3 protein-coding genes are annotated in these 2,673 nt (G+C 50.7%); all 3 read left to right on the forward strand.

Going from position 1 to position 2,673, the window contains the following annotated elements; all coding sequences use genetic code 11:
- Window positions 1–198, forward strand: a 198-nt coding sequence (locus IBX50_RS19445; protein WP_292258052.1) for a hypothetical protein, incomplete at its 5' end; no start/stop codon positions are given.
- Window positions 191–550 (forward strand): hypothetical protein, encoded by a 360-nt coding sequence (locus tag IBX50_RS19450; RefSeq protein ID WP_292258053.1) that lies wholly within the window; start codon window positions 191–193, stop codon window positions 548–550. The genes IBX50_RS19445 and IBX50_RS19450, both read left to right, overlap by 8 nt.
- Window positions 550–2,484, forward strand: a complete 1,935-nt coding sequence (locus IBX50_RS19455) for a hypothetical protein (RefSeq protein ID WP_292258054.1) — start codon at window positions 550–552, stop codon at window positions 2,482–2,484. Before IBX50_RS19450 ends, IBX50_RS19455 begins: the two co-directional genes overlap by 1 nt.
- The last annotated feature ends 189 nt before the right edge of the window (window positions 2,485–2,673 follow it).

Genomic DNA, 2,673 nt, shown 5'->3' on the forward strand with positions numbered 1-2,673 from the left:
CCCTCCGAATCAGAAGCCATTGCGCAGGAGCTGCAAGCTTTGCTGAATGAAACCGATGCTGATGTGATCGACCAGCAGCTTGATTCGCTGGCTGCCCGCGCAGAAAAAGCCGGTGCAATGGACGAGCTGGATGGTCTGCTGAACCAAGTGGCAGACCGCCTGACTGATCTTATTGAGCAGGAGGATGAAAATGCCTAATTTGTCATTCAGAGAAAAACGCGCATTACAGAAAACCGCTACAGAACAAAAGGCTGCCCTCCGGGGCGGTCAGCTGTCGTTCAAGCAAAAGCGCGAAGCCCAGAAACTGCTGCGTGATGCGATGGCAAAGCTGAGAGGTGGCAGTATTGCTGGTGATCAGAGTCGGCAGGCGCAGGTCGCATCCGACTCACCGTTTACGCCCCTGCTGTCCGGTGAACTGAACAGCCTTGCAATTCCAGACTTCATCAAGCGCCTTGAGTCGGCCTACTCTGATGAAGAAGACCTCGGCAAGGCCAAGCAAGCGGCCATTCAGTACCTTGAGTTCAATCGGGAAAAACTGGAGGCAGCGTAATGGATGTGACCAAGGCCATAGCCATGATTGGCACGGCGACAAGTATCAGTGAAGTGACCGGCTACATGGCCGGTTCATTCTTGCCGGAAGGCAGGGAGAGTCAGGTTCGTACAGCCAAAGGCACAAAGATTGATACACGATTTTCTGTTGCTGAAGCCACAGACCTGATTGCTAGTCACACTGCTGATGGAAGTATTAACCCTGATTTTCCTCAAGAGCTACAGCCGCGTGACCGCAGTCGTGATTCATCAAAAGCATGGATACAGAAAACGGCGAAAGACCTTGACCCCGGACTGCTCGGAAGAACCAAAAAAGCTGACTCTGGAGCGCCTATCATTGGATCTGATCGCATTGTCGAATCAGGCAATGGTCGAACACTTGCAATAATGGAAGCCTACCGCATTGGTGCAGCAGAAGAATACCGAAATTGGCTGATTGAAGATGCAGAGATGTACGGCTTTACTGCTGAAAAGATCCGTGCAATGAGCCAGCCTGTTCTGGTGCGCGTCAGAACCAGCAAGATCAATCGCAAAGAGTTTGCTGTAGAGGCGAATCAAGATGACAAACTGGCAATGACTGCAACTGAAAAAGCCAAAGCTGACGCTGGAAGGCTGACACCTGATCTGATGAGCCGGTTCAGCCCAGGTGAAGATGGCGACCTACTGGTGGCTGCAAACAGGCCTTTTATAATGGGCTTTCTGCAAAGCCTTGGTGATGCCGAGGCTGCGCAATACTCGACAAAAAGCGGCGAGCCTACAGGTACGCTGATCGCAAGGATACAGGCAGCTGTTTTTGCCAAGGCGTATGAAGATGAGCGACTACTTGAGCTGATGGCTGATACTGCCAAGCCTGAAAATGCTAATCTAGTGAAGGCTTTGGCCGCTGCTGCACCTGAATTTATCCTTGCTCGCGAATCAAACGAAAACGGCGCACAGGAGGCATCCAGTCAGCTTGCTGACTCGATAGGCCTATCACTTGATAACGAGGCTGTCAGAACCCTGATTGATGCTGCAAATATTGTAAGGCAGGCCAAGCGCGAAAACATGGGTGTTGCAGAGTACGTTAGCCAGATGGGACTGTTTGGTGATATTGATCCAGGTGTTGCTGCAATGGCTGTTTTTATCGCTCAGAATAACCGCTCATCAAAAAGACTCGGCGTTGCATTTAAAGCAATGGCGCAATTTGTCCGGCGCGAACTTGAGCATGGTAGCAGCTTTGATATGTTTGGCGAGCGCACGGTTTCAATGGCCGATGTCGTTTTGGCGGCAAACAATGCCATTGAAAAGGAATATGGTGAAGGTAAGTTTTCCATAGGAACACCCAATCCGCAGCCTGGTAGTTTGTTTGAGTCAGCCATTGATGATGCAGCAAACAAAGCCGCCACCAGCCCCACAAACAGCTTGCCGGATCCTTCGCAGGCGCAGTATGAGTCTGGCAACTACCGCAAAGGCCATATCAGCTTGTATGGCCTTAGAATCAGTATCGAGAATCCGCGCGGATCTACCCGTTCTGGCACTGATCCCGATGGCAAGGAGTGGTCTATCGCCATGAGTGACCATTATGGTTATATCAATGGCAGCGAGGGTGCCGATGGTGATCATGTGGATGTTTATGTGGGCAAGGCCAACAACAGCGATATGGTGTATGTGGTGGATCAAATAGACCAGAAAACAGGCCGATTTGACGAGCACAAGGTTATGCTGGGGTATCGCAGCAAGAAGCAGGCCACTGATGCCTACAAGCGGAATTTCACTGCTGGATGGCGGGTGGGGGAAGTAACCGGCGCACCAGTTGACGTATTTAAAGAGTGGCTGGATAGCGGTAAAACCAGGATGCCATTTATAAAATTCGTGCAATCCAAGGGCAAAAAAGCCCGGCGTATTTTTGAGGCCGCAGAGCACTACGGCAGTATAGACACAGGGCTGTTTGCATAACAGTTAGCTCACCGGACGTAGCCGGTGGGTGTTTTTGTTATTTGACCCCTGGATGATACGGCTCACAAATCTTTGCAGAGCCAAATACCCGCGCGTCCGTGTTGTGGTATACCGTCCTGCAGTGTCCGAATGCTCGGATCGGCATTAACAATTCAGACGGAATTGTTATTTTAGTATTAGTACTAAAAT

This window comes from Marinospirillum sp. (genome assembly GCF_014859565.1).